Origin of the sequence: Arundinibacter roseus (assembly GCF_004348825.1) — a bacterium.
In the GTDB taxonomy this organism is placed as follows: Bacteria; Bacteroidota; Bacteroidia; order Cytophagales; family Spirosomataceae; genus Arundinibacter; species Arundinibacter roseus.
Genome location: NZ_SMJU01000013.1, coordinates 36,690 through 56,855, shown reverse-complemented (window position 1 = coordinate 56,855; position 20,166 = coordinate 36,690). Strand labels below are relative to the sequence as shown.

14 protein-coding genes are annotated in these 20,166 nt (G+C 43.6%); 7 read left to right on the top strand and 7 right to left on the bottom strand.

What is annotated here, in order from left to right:
* Positions 1–16 precede the first annotated feature (16 nt).
* Together EZE20_RS18770 and EZE20_RS18765 are read left to right on the top strand one after the other, a co-directional pair.
* Entirely contained in the window at positions 17–1,438 is a 1,422-nt protein-coding gene (locus tag EZE20_RS18770; protein ID WP_132120559.1) for an MBOAT family O-acyltransferase, read from the top strand.
* Positions 1,438–2,298, top strand: coding sequence for a hypothetical protein (locus EZE20_RS18765; protein ID WP_132120557.1), 861 nt, complete (start codon positions 1,438–1,440; stop codon positions 2,296–2,298). Before EZE20_RS18770 ends, EZE20_RS18765 begins: the two co-directional genes overlap by 1 nt.
* Before the next feature lie 4 nt (positions 2,299–2,302).
* Here EZE20_RS18765 and EZE20_RS18760 read toward each other — a convergent pair whose 3' ends face one another.
* Together EZE20_RS18760 and EZE20_RS18755 are read right to left on the bottom strand one after the other, a co-directional pair.
* Positions 2,303–3,649 (bottom strand): glycosyltransferase, encoded by a 1,347-nt coding sequence (locus EZE20_RS18760; RefSeq protein WP_132120555.1) that lies wholly within the window; start codon positions 3,647–3,649, stop codon positions 2,303–2,305.
* A gap of 216 nt (positions 3,650–3,865) precedes the next feature.
* A complete protein-coding gene (locus tag EZE20_RS18755; RefSeq protein WP_132120553.1) occupies positions 3,866–5,746 on the bottom strand; it encodes an asparagine synthetase B family protein in 1,881 nt (626 codons plus the stop codon).
* A gap of 235 nt (positions 5,747–5,981) precedes the next feature.
* Between EZE20_RS18755 and EZE20_RS18750 the strand changes: the two genes are divergently transcribed.
* Together EZE20_RS18750 and EZE20_RS18745 are read left to right on the top strand one after the other, a co-directional pair.
* Positions 5,982–6,953 carry a glycoside hydrolase family 43 protein gene (locus tag EZE20_RS18750; RefSeq protein ID WP_132120551.1) on the top strand — a complete coding sequence of 324 codons (972 nt, stop codon included), beginning with the start codon at positions 5,982–5,984 and terminating at the stop codon, positions 6,951–6,953.
* Positions 6,954–7,093: 140 nt separating this feature from the next.
* Positions 7,094–7,450, top strand: a complete 357-nt coding sequence (locus EZE20_RS18745; protein ID WP_199879923.1) for a nucleotidyltransferase family protein — start codon at positions 7,094–7,096, stop codon at positions 7,448–7,450.
* A gap of 398 nt (positions 7,451–7,848) precedes the next feature.
* Here EZE20_RS18745 and drt3b read toward each other — a convergent pair whose 3' ends face one another.
* The 5 genes from drt3b to EZE20_RS18720 all read right to left on the bottom strand — a co-directional run bounded on the left by drt3b (position 7,849) and on the right by EZE20_RS18720 (position 15,732).
* Entirely contained in the window at positions 7,849–9,858 is a 2,010-nt protein-coding gene (drt3b, locus tag EZE20_RS18740; protein WP_132120547.1) for an antiviral reverse transcriptase Drt3b, read from the bottom strand.
* Between the two features lie 4 nt (positions 9,859–9,862).
* Positions 9,863–11,323, bottom strand: coding sequence for an antiviral reverse transcriptase Drt3a (drt3a, locus tag EZE20_RS18735; RefSeq protein ID WP_132120545.1), 1,461 nt, complete (start codon positions 11,321–11,323; stop codon positions 9,863–9,865).
* A gap of 705 nt (positions 11,324–12,028) precedes the next feature.
* Positions 12,029–13,507 carry a sodium:solute symporter gene (locus EZE20_RS18730; RefSeq protein ID WP_132120543.1) on the bottom strand — a complete coding sequence of 493 codons (1,479 nt, stop codon included), beginning with the start codon at positions 13,505–13,507 and terminating at the stop codon, positions 12,029–12,031.
* Positions 13,508–13,540: 33 nt separating this feature from the next.
* On the bottom strand, positions 13,541–14,476 hold the full coding sequence (locus EZE20_RS18725; protein WP_132120541.1) for a dihydrodipicolinate synthase family protein: 936 nt from the start codon (positions 14,474–14,476) through the stop codon (positions 13,541–13,543).
* A gap of 155 nt (positions 14,477–14,631) precedes the next feature.
* Positions 14,632–15,732, bottom strand: a complete 1,101-nt coding sequence (locus EZE20_RS18720) for an acyltransferase family protein (RefSeq protein ID WP_132120539.1) — start codon at positions 15,730–15,732, stop codon at positions 14,632–14,634.
* A 99-nt stretch (positions 15,733–15,831) separates the two neighbouring features.
* Between EZE20_RS18720 and EZE20_RS18715 the strand changes: the two genes are divergently transcribed.
* From EZE20_RS18715 to EZE20_RS18705, 3 genes are all read left to right on the top strand, one after another.
* Positions 15,832–18,417, top strand: coding sequence for a family 20 glycosylhydrolase (locus tag EZE20_RS18715; protein ID WP_132120537.1), 2,586 nt, complete (start codon positions 15,832–15,834; stop codon positions 18,415–18,417).
* Positions 18,418–18,488: 71 nt separating this feature from the next.
* Positions 18,489–19,337: an ROK family protein gene (locus EZE20_RS18710; protein WP_132120535.1), complete on the top strand. Its 849-nt coding sequence runs from the start codon at positions 18,489–18,491 to the stop codon at positions 19,335–19,337.
* Positions 19,338–19,400: 63 nt separating this feature from the next.
* The coding region (locus tag EZE20_RS18705; protein WP_132120736.1) for an MFS transporter at positions 19,401–20,166 on the top strand (766 nt) is incomplete at its 3' end.

The window sequence follows — 20,166 nt, the reverse complement described above, 5'->3', positions numbered from 1 at the left end:
GCATTGTACCAACTGCATGCTATTCAATAGTTTTGTTTTTATTGGGTTACTCGTTCTTACTTTTGGCTTGTACTACCTGCCCCTGCTCAGTCGGTGGCAGCGCAGCATACTCATTCTGTCAAGTACAGTGTTTTACAGTTATCATCAGCCTGCTATGGTGGGATTGCTGCTAATGTCTGTTTTGGTAAATGCGCTGGCAAGTTATCTGATTGCACATGATCCGGGTGTGAATAGAGTACATATGGCTACGCTTGGAATTATTTTCAATACCGGGCTTTTAGTTGTGTTTAAGTATAGTTCTCTCCTTATATTACCGCTGGGGCTGGGTCCAAACCCACTGACTACCTTCCTGTTGGGTATTCCGCTTCCGCTGGGTATTTCATTCTTTACCTTTCAGGGGATTAGTCTTTTGGTGGATGTAAAAAAAGAAAATTATTTCAGGAACGAACAGTTAATTCCCCGCTCGTTCTGGCATCATTTTGAGCGAATTTTTTTGTTTGAAGCCTTCTTTGCCCATGCCATTGCGGGACCCATCGTTAAAGCGCACGATTTTTTACCCCAGATTTCACCAAAAAAACTATCAACTATACACTGGGAAACAACGACGAAAGCACTCATAACAGGCTACTTTCTGAAAATGGTGGTTGCCGACAATCTTAAAGATTTTACGGTTTGGCTGGCTTATCCCTATTTTCAGCAGTTTAGCGGATCTACGCTGGTGTTGCTGGTTTTTGGCTACTATTTCCAGCTCTTTGCCGATTTTGCGGGCTACTCGCTCATTGCCATTGGACTTGCCCGTATGTTTGGATATTCCTTTAAACCCAATTTTAATTTTCCTCTTTTGGCTACTTCCTTCCGCGAATTATGGACTCGCTGGCATATTTCGCTCACCAACTTCCTGCGCGAATACCTTTTTTTGCCGATTGTGCGGGCAGGTTCGGGCAAATGGCGGCGCTACTTCGGAATGCTTTTCGTAATGATTGTAGCTGGCCTGTGGCACGGTGCCACCTGGAATTTTGCGCTGTGGGGAGCGTTGCACGGCGCAGCGCTTGTCCTCGAAAATATCCTGACTAAAAAGAAAATCCTGATGATGAAATCTCCTTTTCTCAAATTTCTAAAAGGTATTTTCATATTTTTATTCTCCGTTTTTAGCCTGATTCTTTTCAAATTTTCCGTTCTGCACGATTCATTAGAACTTTACAAAACCATTCAATCGAATACTTTCTGGTTTTTTTATTCATCCAATGACACCAAAATCGTCATTTATACGCTGTTGTATATCGCTCCTGTAGGCTTTTATTACTTCATGCATTTTCTAAAAAAAACCAGTTGGTATCGTGCTTTTTTACCTGCCGAATTTTTAATCTATGCCTTCCTCTTCTTCCTGATTATTGTCAATAGCGGTATGGCCAAAAACTTCATTTACTTTCAGTTCTGATGGTATTTCTAAAAAAAATTCTCGTAGTTACGGTCCTTTTTTTGGGAAGTTACGTAGCCCTGGTCAAAGGGTTGGGACCCACCAAATGGCTTGCTACTCAGCATACGTATCAGGAAAGTCTGGCCAAAGCTGAGCAATATTTGTACTATACGCATCAACTTTGCCCGCGGGTGGTGGTGGGTAGTTCGCTGAGCAGTATGATTCAGACGTTTCGGATTCCTGGCACATGCAGCCTTACTTTTCCGGGCCAAACTGTGTTTGAGGGGCTTCGTCTATTGACCGAAAACGACAGCTCACCGACCTGTGTATACATTGAAATGAATGCCGTTCTGCGCTCGGAAGACAAAGAGTTTGTGGACTATTTGCAGTCGCCGGTGCCGTACTTTCTCAAAAAATATCTGCGTGTTATGCGGCACGACAAGCAGCCCATCGCCAAAATCGGACAGTTGATTCATGGCATTGTGGAGCCACATTTGATCACAAATACCACCTTCGATAAACATTCAACGCAGTTGCACCAATATTTCAGGAAAGAGTCTGACATTTCTCCCAAAGAATATATCCTGGATCGGCAGATGCAACGAATGGAGGAATTGGTTTCTATCCTCGAAAAAAAGGGTTGCCAAATAGTGTTTTTTGAAATGCCCATCAGCCCGGATCTGACCAATCTGGCACAGCCACGGGCTATTCGGGCATTTTTTTTAAAACATTTTTCACCAACAAAATACACCTATATTTTTCCTGAAAAAGATAAAATATACACAACACTCGATGGCATCCACCTGACCTATGAGGCCGCCTTAGAGTATACTGCTTACTTCAAAAAGCAGGTGCAAGAGGCTGACAAATCCCTACAATGATTTGTTAAATAACCGGCATTTCCAGTGATTCTACGTAGCTGTCGTGGTATTTTTCAGAAAACAAAAGACTTATTTTTTTAATATTTTCCCGAATATTTTCATTTGTAAGTAAGGTTTCTACTTGTTCCTCAATTACCTCTATTGAGTCGGTTAAATCGGCTTTTAGCCCCAGGCCATGATGCACCACACGGGCGGCAATGCCGTTGTAGTCCCACATGTCAGACGGTGGCACGGCCAGAATCGGCGTTTTCATAAAAATGGATTCCAGGCAGGAATTACCTCCACAATGCGAAATGAATACATCCGCCTGCCGCAACAAATCCAGCTGAGGTACAAAGGGTAGTACCATGCAATTCATGGACTTAGGGGTTATTTTTCCAAGATACGGTCCCGGAACTTTTAGTAAAACAAACCAGGACGGATGCAGGCACGCCAGATCAGTGAGAAGGGTATAAAAGTTGAGAAGCTGGGCTTCGTCGGTCACAATGGTTTCGATGGCTGTACCAAAGGAGCAGAAGATTAACTGGTTTTCAGGTTTCTGTTGAGCCATTTTCAAAAACAGCTGATACGGAACCGGAAAATTCTCCGGGCGATTGAGATGCACCATCGGCCCCATGTATTTTTCGTGAGCCGGAAGCGGATGTACCCCGAAGTCAAATTCTACGGGTTGCAGGTGCCATTTTTCGAGGTTTTTGTAGTAGGGTAGTTTTTTCCAAACCAGCGAAGGAGTAAAGGTGTCAGGGATTTTTTGTTGATCAAATATTCGACATATAACACTAAACAAATCTTCGCCATGCATTAATTCGGCATTTTTTTTCTGTTTTTGGTACAACGCATGCGTATGCATTTGCCAGAGTTCAGTTGCCTCTTCGCCTGGAAACTGATAGGTACTCAGCGGCGGAATTTGTGGATTTGGAAAGGACGGGAAGAAGGGAGTCAGCACGATGCATCGGCGATTTTGCAGGTGCGGATACAAAATAATGAAATCATTGACGCACAATTCATCCAGAAAAAAAAGATCCGGCTGATACGTTTCCAGGAAGAGAAGAAGTACTTTTTGCCTGGCCTTAAAAGCGCTTTCCACCAATTTTTGCTCCGATATTTCCTCATGACTTGCGAGTACGGTCTCTTTTGTAGTTGAGTCCTGCTTGTAAAGTTCGTAGCCCGTGCCCCAGGGCGGAGCTTTTATCGGCACTACCGATATGTTGTCATGAACCAAAGAAATGGCAGGGTTTTTACCAAAAAGTGCGTAGTATACCTGATGCCCCCGGGTGGCATAATGCAGCGCTATCTGAAAGGTTTTGTTGTAATGCCCCGGATAGGGTGGAAAAAGAAAGGCGACGCCAGCCATGGAATTTTAAAAATAGATCCCTATGAAGCATATACTCAGCAGCTTCATAGGGAATAAATCAAGGGGAAATTAAGAAATACCTCCGTAAACACCATCTATTTCAATAGCTCCGGCAGCTTCAATCTGAATGGCGGTCAATTTTGGGCTAACCCATTGTTTTTTTGCGTTTTGAGAGTTTTTCATTGGTCGTAGAAATTAAGTTTAATTATAAATGGTTTAACAGTGAATTCTTGTAAGGAAAGAGGCAAAATAGACCGTCTTCAAAAGGGTTTGTGTAGGCAGCTGCGAATCCCGAAAGTCGGTTTCCAGGTGCTGTTTCCAGCTGTTTTTAAGCGCCTTGGTGTCAATCAAATGTTTTACATATTCATTTTTGTCGAAGGCTTCCAGCAAATCAGTCATCCGACCCCGATCTTTTCGCACTCGTTGCTGAATGTCCGCACTCTGTTGTCCGGTGCGGGTTTCGTTCAATATTTTCGCCGGCAGTCGATCCTTCATCATTTGCCGGACAATCTGTTTATTAGATCTGTTTTCATCAAAAAAAGCACTATTCGGAATTGATAGACAATAGTTTAAAACCCGAACATCGCCTGTTGGATCGCGCTTTTCAATGCCAAAATACTGAGATTCACTTGCCCCGTATTGACATCGTGGATTGTAGCCAATCATCAGAATATCCCGCTGCTTGGCACTTGCCGTGGTGTAGTAGGGCGTGAAACTCCTGTTCTTTTTTTCTATATCCTCAACAATCCGGTATTCCGCAGTCCGCGCTTTGTTGAGAAAACCTGCCCGGGCATAGGAAAGTATACTATTGGGCTGTTGATGAAAATAGGACGGATAGTATTTTAGAAATAGGGGTTTTAGCAAAGAAGTTTTAAGCGTTTGCAGCGGTTTTTTGAGTAGCGTTGTATTCCAAACGGGAAGCAGGTAGTCAATACCGGTAAACGAAATTCCACCATTTCCATTCTCGCCCGTAAGCAACGTGCCAAAGCCCTTCTGAGCAGCCGTTTGATTAATATCCATGAGCCAAAACGCATTACTTGCCGCGTGCAGGACGTCTTCATAGCAGTCAAGGGCAAGGTCAATTCCTTCCAGCGGACTGATATGCATGGAGGTTAAAAACTGCGGGTCGATTGAGCCCGAAGCCCTCACGGTACTTTCCATGTAGGGCCTTTCGTCGGCAAACATACAGGTGGTATCGGTAGCAGACTTTCCCGCAAATTGCGGTACATGACTAAACGTCGTGAGTCGTTGGTGGCGCTGACCCATCAGTTGGGCCGTTAGGTACGCCACCGTACCCGAGTCAAAACCGCCGCTAAGCATACAGGCCACGGGCTTGTGGCTCCGCAACCGATCCTGAATTGCCTGCGTCAAAATTTCGCGCAATTCCTCCGTGTAGTCGCATGTGTTTTTGTAACGCAGCAACGGTGTATTTTCCGGAAACCAATACCGCTCAATTATTGCTTTTCCATCCTGAAAATGAAGCGTATGGGCCGGAGGGACGCTGAAAATTCCCTGATAAACATGCTCCAAGGTGCCACCCGGCCAAAGCGTCAGCATTCTCACGAAACGCTCTTCGTTTAGTTTCTTCTCAAAACCGGGCAAAGTCAGCAGACATTTGACAGATGAAGAAAATGCAAAACGGTTGCTGTCATGCGTGTAAAACAGGGAGGTATAGCCGTGCTGATCGCGTGCCAAAAAAAGGGATTTGGTTTTGAAGCAATACACCATAAATGACCAATCGCCAAGCAACCGACCGGGTGCGGACTTTCCCCACCTCAGGTACGCCTGCTTTATTAGTTCGCCATCGGTTAATTGATCGTGCAGCCGAAGGTCAAGCGCACGTGACAGCTCAGATCGATTGTCAAGGCGTCCCTGCGCCATAAAAAGCAACTGAGGCTCCGACAAAATCTGAGGCATTTGTTCAAACACAGACTCAGGTGTAGCGTATGTGTGCGCGAGCCCAAAGCCTGCGTTTTGTTCCGTTTGAATTGAAAAGCGTTCATGGGGTAACTGACAAATCCCTGCATACATCGCATGCAAAGAAGAGTCTTCAACCAGCTGTTGATCAGGAAAAATACTACCAAACGCTATACTCATGCAAACGCAAATCTTCGGAAATTGGATAGTGATATTTCCTATTTATATAGGAAAATGTACTATTTGACCTGCAATCTCACAGAAACTATTGAAAGAACCAAAAGAAGAGGACATGATTTTTTAAGATTTAGGATTAGTTACAAAGATTTAAGTAAAAACAGGTGATTTTGAAAAGCGCCTGACATTCCCGTATTTTTAGGCCGACAAACCCAATACCTTACTTTTACAACCTGATATGAAAAAAATCACTCTTTTGCTGATCTTGTTCTCTTCCGTTTCTTTTGCTCAAAATGCTTCAAAAATGTCCGGAAATCCGGTGTTTCCCGGCTGGTACGCCGATCCCGAAGGAATCATTTTTAAGGATCAATACTGGATCTACCCCACATTTTCAGCACCTTACAATCAACAGGTTTTTCTGGATGCCTTTTCTTCGCCGGATCTGGTAAATTGGACCAAGCACGAGCGGATTTTGGATACCGCGTCGGTGAAGTGGGCCAAGCGGGCGATGTGGGCACCGGCGATTATTCAAAAAGGCGAGCAGTACTTTTTATTTTTTGGCGCCAATGATATTCAGAGCGATGCTGAGTTGGGGGGAATCGGCGTAGCCGTAGCCGACAACCCCGCCGGACCTTTTCGTGACTACCTGGGCAAACCGCTGATTGATAAGTTTCACAACGGTGCGCAGCCGATCGACCAATTTGTTTTTCGGGATAAGGACGGGCAGTACTACCTGTTTTATGGCGGATGGCGGCACTGCAACGTAGCCCGCCTGAACGATGATTTTACCGGATTTGTGCCGTTTGAGGACGGTCAAACCTTTAAGGAAATCACCCCTGAGGGCTATGTGGAAGGGCCGTTTATGTTTATCCGCAACGGAAAATACTATTTTATGTGGTCCGAAGGCGGCTGGACGGGCCCCAACTATTCGGTAGCCTACGCCGTAGCCGACTCACCCTTTGGACCATTCAAGCGCATTGGTAAAATCCTGCAACAAGACCCCGCTATCGCTACCGGAGCCGGACATCATTCCGTGATTCAGATACCCAATCAGGACGAATGGTACATTGTATACCACCGCCGCCCCCTCGGCGAAACCGATGGAAACCACCGGGTTACGTGCATTGACGAGCTGTTCTTTGATGCCGACGGACTCATTAAACCCGTAAAAATTACCCACGAAGGCGTGAAGGCGCGGGCATTGAAGTAGGGGGGGCTTATTGACGAGTAAATTATTTCGTAAAGGTCAGGCTGAGCGAAGTCGAAGTCGGCTCCGTGGCTTGTGAAAAGGAAGTCTTTAAAGGCCCTATGAAACACGAGCCTGGGTAGAGGCTATAAAACTCCATGACGATGATTCTGAGGACTAAGGATAAAGAACGATTGATTGCAATTTTTAAGACCGCCCCCATACCGATTGAGGTTTGGGCTTATGGCAGTCGTGTGAATGGGGATGCGCACGAGGGGAGCGACCTGGACCTCGTGGTGCGAACGCCTGATTTACAAAAAGTACCTATGTCTATTTTTTCGGACCTTAGAGAAAAAATACGGGAAAGCAATGTGCCAATAGTTGTGGAATTGTTTGATTGGGCACGCTTGCCCGAACGCTTTCAGAAAACCATTGAACAAAAAAATGAAGTACTATTTAGTAGCATACCTGCACTAGTGAATGAACCAAAGGCAGAATATGATTCTGGTGAAGAAAAGTGAAGGCACCAAGGCTTGTGTCTCACAAGCTACGGAGGGGCCTGTGGTTTTTTGGGAATTTGTGTGCTGGATTTTTGTGGGAGGTAGGCTGTTTGCAGGGGCGACACTAGTTTGTGTGTGGCGGAACGTTCCACAGCTATACGCAGGCAGGAATTTTAACCATTGAACTTCCTACGAAAAACTGAACTTTAAATTTACCTCTTTCCTGTCTTACGAAGCATGAAACCCCTGCTTGCGTATAGGTGATGTTGGGAGCAGTGGTTCTTTGTATTTTTGTTTTCATTCAAAGTTTAAAAAAGTAGCCCCCGACTTAGGCTACTTTCCTTCAAGAGTTCAATTTTAGAACCTGCTTGAACCGCTTGTGTGTGGTGTCATTTCTGACTGTCGGTTGCGGTAATATTTTAATAAACTTCTTGGCTTCGTTTTGCTTGTAATTCCATACCAAAATCAAAGTCTGTCCATTTGATAAACCAAAATTTCTCAGATTCAATTAGATGCTTGTGGTTTTTAGTTATACCAACCAAATTTAAAATTGACTTTTTAAAAATGTATTTATTACTCCTGCCTATATCATTAAGATAAGGACAGCTAAGAACGTCAAGCAAAGTTAATACAAGTTCAGTTTCATTTTTCCAATTAAAATCTTTTTTATTGTCAAATTTTATGAATATACTCTTTTTTAATTCGACTTTTATTGGTTCATAAATTTTGATGTTACGTATATAAAACAATAGAACCATAATGCAAAAATAATTTAGCTCATTTACTATTGTGATTTTATTTTCTTCAAACTGGATGTTAAAATAAGAACACAAGACCTTTGGACTAAGTCTATATTCCCTTCCTAATTGATTAAGTGCGATTAGTAAATATAAACTTTCTACTTGCGTTGTTTTGTCGGATTTGTTTTTCTGTAAGACTTGATAAATTTCATCAGATATTTTTTTGAAAATATTATGCTTATGATTTGTCAAAAAAGGTTCTTTGTATTCATTTGATTTATTCTTTTTCAGGAAACTAATTATTTTGTCAATAATAAGACATACTTTAATTGTTGAATTAACTCTTGGTTCTACTGAGTATAGAAAGAATGCCACGTCAAGAACTTCAAAAAAACCTTTTTCAAATTGCTTTTGTGCTTTTTCATCTCTTTCTTCTTCTTTTATTGATTTCCATTTATTTACAAGTTTCTTTGTCTTGTTGTCTAATACTGCAAGACTGTAATTCATTATGTCTTTGTATTCAATATTGGTTTCCTTTATTATCGATTTAAAACGAGTAATGACATTATTAGATGAAAAATAAAAGGATTCTTCTTCTTTCTCAATTAGCATCAGATGTATATTAAAAAGGTCGGTAATCTTTTGTTTTGCTTGTGAGATTTCGGTAATTATTGGCTTTCCGTAAGAAATGGATTTATTGTCATTTAGATAAAGCTTGTATTCTTTTAAGCATAGTTTTAACTCTTTTAAAATTCGTTCTTTATCTTCTTCCTTGTTATAAAAAATAAAATAGTCATCTACATACCTGAAAATTTCATAATCTCGTTTATGAATTAATCGGGACTGATTCGTATCAGAAGAAAGAAGTTTATTTAAAATATCATTGTCAATTTGTTGAAGAATAAGTTCTGCAAAAATTCTGGAAAACTCAGGTCCGATTACAATGCAGTTGGTTTCATTAGCATTTAATTTTTGCAATAATTCGTCAAACTCTCCTGCAAAAGTCTTTCTTGAATCATCAATGTTATCTTTGATAATTGTTTTGTTGAATAATGCCCAAGAAATCGTGTGTGTATAAATAGAATCAAAACATTTTGAAATATCTATTTTTATAAGCTTATTAAACTTTTTTTCACTTCTATGAAACTGATAAGATTCATAAAATTTGTGAATATTACTGTATTTTTGGTATGTGAAATATGACTTTAAATTCTCATATTCATTTTCGTTTTCTTCTATCTGAGCGAACTCAAAGGTATTGTCTCCATTTTTACTATGTAATCTATCGTTAAAAAACGTAAATTTTGCAATTTCAGTCGGCTTACGAATAGAAAATTGACTTATTGATGAATAGTATAAGATTAGCGAATTGTACTTTTCATAAAAATCAGAAACTGCTTTTTGATTATTAGGGTGAATAATATTTAATTCGCGAAAATCTGTTTCATTATGCTTAATCTTAAATCTGAAAGGCTGACTTGATTTTGCTGTGCTAAACAATAAATTTTCAATTTCAGCATACGCTTTGAACTTGTCTCTTTTAAATTTCGGATTTTTTTGAGCCTTGTTTCTTTTGTTTAATAATTTGTAAAAATAGCGATTTGAAAATATCAATGGCACTTCGTATGGAAGAACATCAGAGAGAACGACTCTCTCTTTGGTGTATGGTATTTTTAATTTCTTTCTCATAAGACTATAAATCCTTCCAAATATTTATAATTTTATCAATTTTAACTGCACCTCTTTTGTGCTTCTCATTGAAATTGAAATTTAATGTGTGTTTCTTATTGAATCCATTAGTAAAAGAAAGCATATCCAATTTATTCTTAGATATTATAGATAAACTTGCTGATACTCTTTTAATTTCTGACCTCAAAAACCTATCGAGATTTTCCAAATCTTGCAATTCCTTTGTTAGAAATTCATTTGAAAAGTAAATCCCGATTAGTACATTATCCTTTCTTCTAAAAAGTCTAAAATTGCTTGTAAGAATTTTTATTCTTTGAACAAGTTTATTGTTCGTTTTGCTTGTATTGGGAGTATATTTTGAAATATCAGAAAGAAACTCGTCAAATGAAATTTTTATTTTTGATTTATAGCGGTTATATTTTTTATCTGACATTTTAATTGTTAATGGCTTTTGGTTTGACAGAGAAAATTTATAACCTAAATAAGTTATGCTGTGATTTTGTGTTATTCCATTTTTTAAATTAATAACTTGAGTTTTCCTATTGTTTATTTTTAAGTTGAACTTTTCAATTATGCGTTTGACTTCTGACTTGTATGTCACTATAGGAGTTGTTTCCTTTCTATTGCCTGGTGTGAAAATTATAATAATGTCGTCCACATATCGAGCAAAGTATGTTACGTTTGGCATAGATTTCAATAAACTATCCAAATCTTTAAGGTATAATTCTGAAAGAAAAGCACTAATTCCGATTCCTCTTGGAATTCCAATTCTTTCATCATTTATATTTTTTATTCCATCAGCTACTAATATATTCCAATATTGATTTAAAATTTGTTTTATGACTTTTTTTGATGGAAAACTAAGTAAGCTATTTTCATCTATTTTGTTTATGAGTTGACTATGCGGAATTGATTCATAAAATTTAGAGATGTCAGTTCTCAAAATTACTTTTGGAAAGCCGTCTTTTAGTAAAAGGCTTAACTGTGCTATTAGTTCTTTTCGGTCTGATTGTTTTACATTAAATGTTTTGTATATGTTTCTTTGAAGTTGTTTAAGAATAAAATAGTTTTCAGGTGTATTTTTAGCTATATAAAGTTGGTCTCCAAACTTTACAATCCCTTTTTGGATTATTAGTTTGAAATTTTCGTCATTAATTTTTGCACTTATTCCTTTCAGAATTTCTTCCAAAGCATTTTCTCGTTGAGTTTTTATATCATCTTTTAGTTTTTCAAGTTTATCAACCTCTTTATGGTCTTCTGGTTTTCTCAGGTGTATTGCAGGTAATTTTAATTTCTCGTCTCGTATTTTTTTATTTAGTTCAATGATTTCATTACTTAACTTTCTAGATTCTGAAAATACATCATTGTCCTTGAAGAATGATTTATCTTCAAGGTAGTTTCCTAGTCGATTTTCTACATCAAGAAGGATTCTGAAATTATCAAACGAAAAAGATTGGTCTAGCATTTATTTTATCTTCATTTCTGTGTTTGTTTTATCTCTCGGTTGTGTCTCAATACCATTGCTGCCAACGATCGTATAACTGCAATTCCATGAATATTCATTGCGGTTATACCATTTGGTTTCGGTTATATTCATTGCCCAGCCTATTCCAACCCAATTAAATGTAACCAAATGCAACCAAAAATTAGCCCACTTTCTATCTTCCTCCTCCCAAAAAAGCACATTCTTCTCACTAATTCAAGCATTCGGTGACTTTTTTCACATATTTCTTCGGTGATGGCACAGTAGGGTTTTGTAGCCTAAGTCTGGCAGGTTTTCCATTGTATAGGTTAAAGGCCGTTACAAAAGCATTTGTTGAGTTAATTGATCCTTGGGGTACGGTTTACTTCTCAAAATTTGTTGGCCTATGCCATTGCGTGCAACAGGTAAGAAAATGCATTCGGTTCTAAGCGGGTAGAGTGTATGGACGATGTTTATATGAAATTCTGATAGTCGGTCAATATTGAACTTAGGTGTTTTATGTAACCCTTTTAGTGTTTTGTTTCTTGCGATTCACTGGCAGCTTGTGAAGCAAAACCTTTATTAGCTAGTCCTTAAATAAGCACCTATTAAAACCTGCTTTTATTAAAAAACAAGTCCCTGAAAGGCCCGTGTCTCACGGGCCTTGGTTTGATATACGGGCCTGAGTGAAAGAGTCACCCCCCGCATCTACCGTCTCCGCGCCACTAGTGTCACTAGAAATCCGGTGATGAACAGAATCATGGTTCCGAAGACGATGGACTGGTAGGCGTGGAAAGGACTGGCGTAGGCCTGCATCGGGCCGGAGGTCCAAAGGAGGGGCGAAAGGCTCATCCACAAAATCAGGATGACGCCGAGCGCTACGCCCAAAATGGTTCCGCGGCGGTTTACTTTTTCGACAAAGGCCCCCAACAAAAACAGCCCGAGCATGCCGCCACTAAATACGGAGGCGAGTTTCCACCAGGCATCAAGCGCACTTTTGACGTTGATCATGGCGAAGGCAATGCCAATGCCCAGCACGCTTATGACAAAGGAAGTCAGGTATAACACCCGCATGGATTGTTTTTCAGAAGAATATTTGGTTGAAAACCGCTGGAAATAGTCAACGAGCAAAACCGTAGACGAACTGTTGATGCTGGTAGAAATGGTACTCATGCCGGCAGCAAAAATCGACGCAATGAGCAGGCCTGTCAGCCCGGCGGGAAGCACATCGACAATAAAAAATGGAAATACGCGGTCGCCTTTGGCGGGGTCTTGTAGGTCCACGGGAAGCGTGTCGGGAAACACTTGATAGTAGGCAAAAAGCGATGTGCCAATCATAAAAAATAGCAAGGAAACGGGCACGTAGAGCATGCCGCCCCACAAAGCCGAGCGTTTGGCTTCGGCATCGGAGCGGGAGGCCATGTAGCGCTGCACGTAGTTTTGATCAATGCCGTAGTTTTGCAGGTTTATAAATATTCCGTAAATCAACACCACCCAAAAGGTTGATTCACTGGGACTTGTCCCAAAACTTCCGAGACTGAATTTGTTGTGTTGCTGCGCAATGTCGATTATTTGGCCGGGTCCTTCGGGCATTCGGAAGGCAATATAGATCAGGCAAATGAGTGCTCCGCCAATCAGTACAACCCCCTGAATGGCGTCCGTCCACATGACGGCCTGAATGCCGCCCAACAGGGAGTAGATCATGACCACCAATCCGGTAATGGCAATAATGATGAGAATATCCCAGCCAAAAAGCGCATTGACGGGCAGCGCCAGCAGGTACAAAATGGTGCCGATGCGCATGAGTTGCGTGAGTAAATAGCAGGCCGAAACGTATACGCGCGCCCACAACCCAAACTTGGTTTCGAGGTAGCTATACGCCGACGGGCTGTTTAATTTGCGGTAGATGGGCACAAAAAACTGCACGGCCATCACCGAAGCTACCGGAATAGATAGGCTGAAAACAAAGGAATTCCAGTTGGATTGGTAGGCATTTCCAGGCAAACCCAAAAAACTGATGCTGCTTACGAACGTGGCAAAAATGGACATCGTAACGACCCAGGCCGGAAAGTTGCTATTGCCCAGCGTAAAGGCCGAAGCCGATTTGTCCTGTGAGTAAAAAGAGACACCAAAAAGCGTGATTCCGCCCATGTAGAGCACAAATACAATCAGATCAAGGGTTTGCACAAAGTAAAGGGTTTAAGGTTTTTTACATAATTTTTATAAAACCAAAGAAATAGAATGCCGCTCAGCGAGGTCCCGGAAGGCGTTCAGCAAAGCCCTGAACCTGATCCAATCTACTTGCGGCGGCGTATCGGTCGGAATGCGCGTGTGGGTCGAAATCGGCAGTCCGCGTTGTTGCAAAAACCACTTGGCTGAGTACGGATAAAATGTATGCGTAGTGCGGTCCATGAGCGTCAGCCATTCATGAAAGCGTTCCAGCGCTTCGGTGCGGCCGTTTGCCTGAAATTCCTGTAACAGGTACGTATATAGTTCGGGGTAAAAATTGGCAGAAATGGGCGATAACCCATCGCCTCCGGCAGTAAGGGAGTCCAGCGCCGTGGCCGTATCAGCGTTCATAAACAGTAGGGAAGAACCCGCCGTCGCCGCTCGTTTTCGCTCGATTTGTCCCGAATGACAGGCCGTATCTTTATGGTACACAAAGCGATCCGTAGCGACCAGCCACTGCATCAGTTCTGCGCTCAGGAGACGTTTGTAGGGCACGGGGCATTCATACAGGCCCAACGGAATCCCTTCGGTTTGGCGGAGGATCTGTTCCAGACGGGTTTTAAAAATATCTTCGTTTTCATCCGGCAACACCAGCAGGCTCGAAATCATGACGACGGCCTGCACACCGGTATCATACATTTTTTTTATAAAATCGATATTCTCATTCAGGTCGCGGGTGAGCGTTCCGGTGGCGGCTACCGGTACTTTCCCATCGGCATAGCGCAGCACGCTTTGGACAAGTTGCAGGCGCTCGCGTTCGGTGAGTTGGTACATTTCGCTTGACAGGCAGTTGGCAAAAAGCCCGTTGGAACCGGCCTTGATATAAAAATTTGTCAGGGCTTCCAGGCCATGTTGATCCAGTTCGTTTTTTTCGGTAAAAGGCGTAATCATGACGGGCCACAGGCCGCCGGGTAATTTTGAACGCATGGATTTTATGGTTTTTTATCTAATTGATTTTCAAATTATTTGAATAAATTTTTATTGTAAAAATGAACTATATGAAAGCTTAATTCTTGAATAATCTCTTAATTATCAGTGATATAGGACACTAACTGCTAATTACCCAAAAGCTATTTAGCTTCTTACAGTTTTATAAAAATCTTCCGACGGTACATCCAGTAGGCAGGAATAAAGTGAAGCGCTGTAAACAGCAGCGCATACAGCATACTAGCCAGTTTGGGGGCTATTCCTGCTGAAATCAGGGCATTGACGCTCCACTCATTCATGGGCAAACCCTGAATCGGGAGGTTGTAAAAAATCAAGGCTAAAAGATCCGCCAGGACATAAATAGTAATGGCGTTTGCACCCAGAACAACCCCCGGATGTGTTCCTTTTTGATGGCCTTTGATATCCACCCAAAAATAGGTAGCTCCCAATACCATACAGGCAAAACCGGAGGTAATTAGTACAAAAGAGCTCGTCCAGAGATTTTCATTGACCGGAAAATCCAGACTCCACACATAGCCCAAAGCAGAAATAAATAAACCGGCGGACATCAGGTAGTTGGCTTTTTCGGAAGGAGTTATTTTTTCCAAAAATAACCGCCCGGCGAGCATGCCCGTAAGCCCGGTGGCTATTGCCGGAAAAGTGCTCAAAATTCCCTCCGGGTCCCAGGTACCCTGCCACATGCGGCCCGGCAGCCACTGCTGATCGACCCACGCGGCCAGATTTTGTCCGGGTTCAAGCAGCACGCGTCCGCCAAAGCCAGGAGTGGGAATGAGCGTCAGCGCCAGCCAATAGCCAATCAGGATTATTCCTGCCAGTAGCGCCTGTTGTTTCCAGGACGTATGCAGATACAGCAGGGCACATACCAGAAACACCACGGCAATGCGGTGGAGCGTGCCGGTGTAGCGTAGGTCGGAGAAATCAAAATCGGGGAGGAGGTTCAGGAACATGCCAACGGCAAAAATCTTGACTGCCCGCAAAATGATCTTCCGGTGCAGCGAGCGTGGCGGCACGTGCAGCGCCAATTGTCGGGAATAGGCAAAAACAATGGAAACGCCCACAATAAACAGGAAAAACGGCGCGATCAGATCCGTAAACGATAGGCCGTTCCAGTGGGTGTGTTGCAGGGGGTGAAATACGTAGGAGCCATGACCGGGAAAGTTGACGGTAATCATTGCGGCAATGGTAAAGCCGCGCATAGCATCCAGCGAAATCAGCCGTTCCGAGGGTTTTTCCATGAGAAAATAAATAAATCTTTTTTAAACAAAGGGAAGTCCGTACAATAGTATTTTTAATACTCACATCAGTACTATTAAGGCTACTTTACCGGGGGATTTATGAAGAAATACACCTACACATTACTTTTACTGCTTGGCTTGCAAGTGATTCTGAGCTGTACACCAAAAAAAGAAGCTACCCTTGCGGCAGCCAGTAAGCTTCGGATTTCCTGGAAATTGCTGAGCAATTTTACCGAGGTAGAAAATGGCTTTCAGGCCCGGTTTACGATTTATAATTTCGGAACTACTCCGCTGACCGACGCCAATTGGACGCTGTTTTTCAATATGGCGCCCCGGCCCATTATTCCTCTGAAAGAACCGCAATCTGCCCGCGTCGAGCACATCAATGGCGATTGGTACAAACTGATGCCGGAAAAAGGCTTTGCGCTGAATCCCGGCGATTCGGTGCAGATACTGTACGCTGGCACCGAAGGCGTCATCAAAGAAACCGATGCCCCGCTTGGGCTGTACATCGTATACTATGATGAGGAAGGCAACGAAAGCCGAACCGAACAAATTGAGGAATATAGCATTGAGCCTTTTACCCAAAAGAATCAAATTCTTCGCGGGCCGCAGGATCAGCTGAGCGTTCCGGGAGCCGCTGCCTATTACCGGGCCAATCAGGAGTTATTGCTTGAAAATGAAACCGATGAATTGAAAATTATCCCTTCCCCGGTACGCATCCTTGCCGCTCCCGGGGAATTTAGGTTGCGGGATGCGCAGGTCATTCACTACGAAAAATCTCTGGAAAACGAAGCGCGCTATTTGAGTAAAAAACTAAAAGAAGTAACCAAATTAAATTTTCGGATAAGCGAAGGAACCGGGGACGGCATTTCGCTGCGGGTGGCGCCGGTAACGGTCAATGACGTCTCACAGGAAGCGTACCGTTTGTCGATTGCCCCGCAAAATCTAACTATTGTTGGCACCGATGCTGCCGGAGTTTTTTATGGTATTCAAAGTTTGCTGGCGCTGATTCCGTTTGAGGCGTTTGGGCAAAAAGAAACGGTTTTGTCGTGCCTGACGGTAGAGGACGCCCCCCGCTTTGCCACGCGCGGTTTGCACGTAGATGTTAGCCGTAATTTCCAGACCAAAGAAACAATATTGCGTTCGCTGGATTTGATGGCCTTTTATAAACTCAATCATTTCCTGTTTTACACCACTGAGGACGAAGGCTGGCGGGTAGAAATTGACGGTTTACCTGAGTTGACAGAAGTAGGCGCGCAGCGGCAGCATACGTCCGGAATGGATGCTCCGGCGCTGCATCCGGCCTATGGTTCCGGCCCGAAGGCGTACCAAAAAGGCACCCACGGCAGCGGATTTTACACCAAAGCTGATTTTGTAGAAATTCTGAAATATGCTACCGAACGCCATATAAAAGTGATTCCCGAAGTAAACCTTCCTGCCCACGCCCGGGCGGCGATTAAGGCCATGGAAGCACGCTATGTGCGTCTGATGAGCGAAGGAAAAGAGAAAGAAGCCAACGAATACCGGCTGGTGGATCCTGACGATCGATCGGTTTACGTTTCGGCACAAGGGTACAAAGATAACGTTGTGAGTGTAGCGCGTGAATCGACCTACCGTTTCTACGAAAAAGTGGTGGACGAACTCGCCAAGATGTATAAGCAGGCTGGCCTGACGATGGACGTCATTCATGCCGGGGGCGATGAAGTGCCCGAAGGCGCATGGACAAAATCGCCCTTGGCGGCGAAGCTTTTGAAAGAAAATCCGGCGATTAAAGATCCTAAAAATTTACAGGCGTATTTTTTCGGGAAATTAGTCGAGCGACTCAAAAAGAAAAACCTGACGGTGCACGGTTGGGAAGAAGTTGCGCTATTGAAAAATGCAGAAGGACGCTATGTTAGTAATCCGGCTTTTGCGGGCGGCGGCGTGGTGCCTTACATCTGGAACAACCTGTTCGATGATTACCGCGACCTGGGCTACCGTTTGGCTAATGCGGGCTACCCGGTGATTTTGTGCAACGTTTCCAATTTTTATTTCGACCTGGCTTATTCCAATGACCCCAAAGAACCCGGCCTGTACTGGGCAGGCTTCGTGGACGAGCGTGATGCCTGGACATTTGCGCCGTACAATATGTTCAGTACAACGCTGGAAACGAGCATGGGACAGCCTTTGGATGCTACCAAAGACTTTGCAGGTATGCAGCGCCTGCGCCCCGAAGCACGGAAAAATATTGTAGGTGTAGAGGCGCAGCTGTGGAGTGAAACCGTCAAAGGCCGTGACATGCTGGAATACTACATGCTGCCCAAACTGATGGGGTTTGCCGAAAGTGCCTGGGCCAAAGCCCGTCGCTGGGAAGAAATGCCGTCCTCCGCTGCCCGAACAGGTGCAGTGACAAAAGAGTGGTCGGTTTTTTCCAATACCCTTTACAGCAAAGATTTGCCGCGGCTATCGCGCTACAACGGCGGCTACGTATACCGAATTGCGCCACCGGGAGCGGTGATTGAAAATGGTATCCTGAAAGCCAATAGTGCTTCGCGGGCGCTTACGCTGCGCTACACCACCGATGGTACCGAGCCCGGCCCCGGCTCGGCGATTTATACAAAACCAATTCAGGTTTCGGGAAAAGTACAGCTCAAAGCCTTTGACAAAGCCGGGCGTTCAAGCCGGACCGTATCAGTAAACTAAGGACAGAGCGGGCAAATTGCAGGGTCTGAATATTCTTTTAAAAACTATATCTAACTACATCAGAAGTACGTATGATTATCGGAGTTGACATCGGAGGAACGAACCTGCGGGCTGGAATTGAAATGAACGGGGCGATTGTGCAAAAAGCCGAAGTGCTGTTGCGTGACAAAGATTCTCTGGATGCTACCCTGGCCCAATTGATCCACCTCATCCGGCCACTTGCCGAGGGCTATCCCATCGAAGGAATCGGCGTCGGTGTACCATCGGTGGTGGATGTCAGGCAGGGCATTGTGTACAACGCCATCAATATTCCTTCCTGGGAGCGGGTGGAGCTGAAAGCAATTCTCGAAAAAGAGTTTAATGTTCCGGTTTTTGTCAATAATGATGTCAACTGTTTTACGCTCGGCGAGCATCGGTACGGTTTGGCGCGCTCGTACAGCTCGGTGGTAGGCATGACCATCGGAACGGGTCTTGGCTCGGGCATTATCATCAACAATCAGCTGTACACCGGAAGCAACTGCGGAGCCGGGGAAATCGGCATGTTGCCGTATCTGGACCGTACGCTGGAATTTTATGCGTGCAGTAGTTTTTTCGAATCAATTCACGGGATAAGTGCGTACGAAGCAGGGCAGTTGGCTGCCCAAGGCGACCGACGGGGCATGCGAATCTGGGCCGAATTTGGCGTGCATTTAGGGTTTGTAATCAAAGCAGTTTTGTACGCTTATGACCCGGAAATCATTATTTTGGGAGGATCTATTTCCAAAGGATACGCCTATTTCCACAAAGCGCTTTTTGAAAGCCTGGACGACTTTGCTTTTCCCGAATCCATCAAAAAATTAAAATTTCTACCTTCACTCGATGAAAATATTGCCTTATTGGGGGCTGCCGCTCTCGTACAGCCGCAGGCCTGTCGGGTGTAGCTATTTTTATGTATGATTTTAAAAAAAACGTTCCTCTCATCACTGCCGTAACGCCTGGGCTTCATGAAAAAAAACTCGCTGATTGTCTTTTTGATTCTGATTATCTTTTTTGTCATTTCTTTTCTGAGCAATATTTTGGGGCCGCTCATTCCTGATATTGTCGATAGCTTCGATTTGAGCCTGGGTCTTGCGGGATTCATGCCCTTTGCTTTTTTTGTTTCCTACGGTGTCATGTCCATTCCTTCGGGCTTGTTGGTGGAAAAATACCGGGAGAAAAAAGTACTGATTTGGGCCTTTCTGCTGGCTTTTGCGGGGGCGTTGCTTTTTGCATTGATGCCGGGTTTTGGCGTAGCGCTGCTGTCGTTGTTCCTGATTGGGATCGGCATGGCAATGCTTCAGGTGGTGATCAACCCGTTGTTGCGCGTGGCGGGCGGTGAGTCTCAGTTTGCGTTCAACTCCGTTTTGGCTCAGCTATTTTTTGGCGGGGCCTCATTTTTAAGTCCGCTATTGTACAGCTATCTGGTTAAAAATGTACACACCACGACGGACGGATTCCTGATTCAGACGTTGAATCGACTGGTTCCTCAAAACCTGGAATGGGTATCGCTCTACTGGGTTTTTGCGGTCATAGCCCTGGCGATGGTGGTTGTGGTGCAGCTCGTTCGTTTTCCACAGGTAGAACTCAAAGCCGACGAACGCATTGAGGCAGGAGTAGCCCTGAAAGAACTTCTCACCAACCGGACCGTCATCCTCTTTTTCTTTGGCATATTTGCCTACGTAGGCACAGAGCAGGGAATTGCCAACTGGACTTCCAAATTTTTGCAGGAAT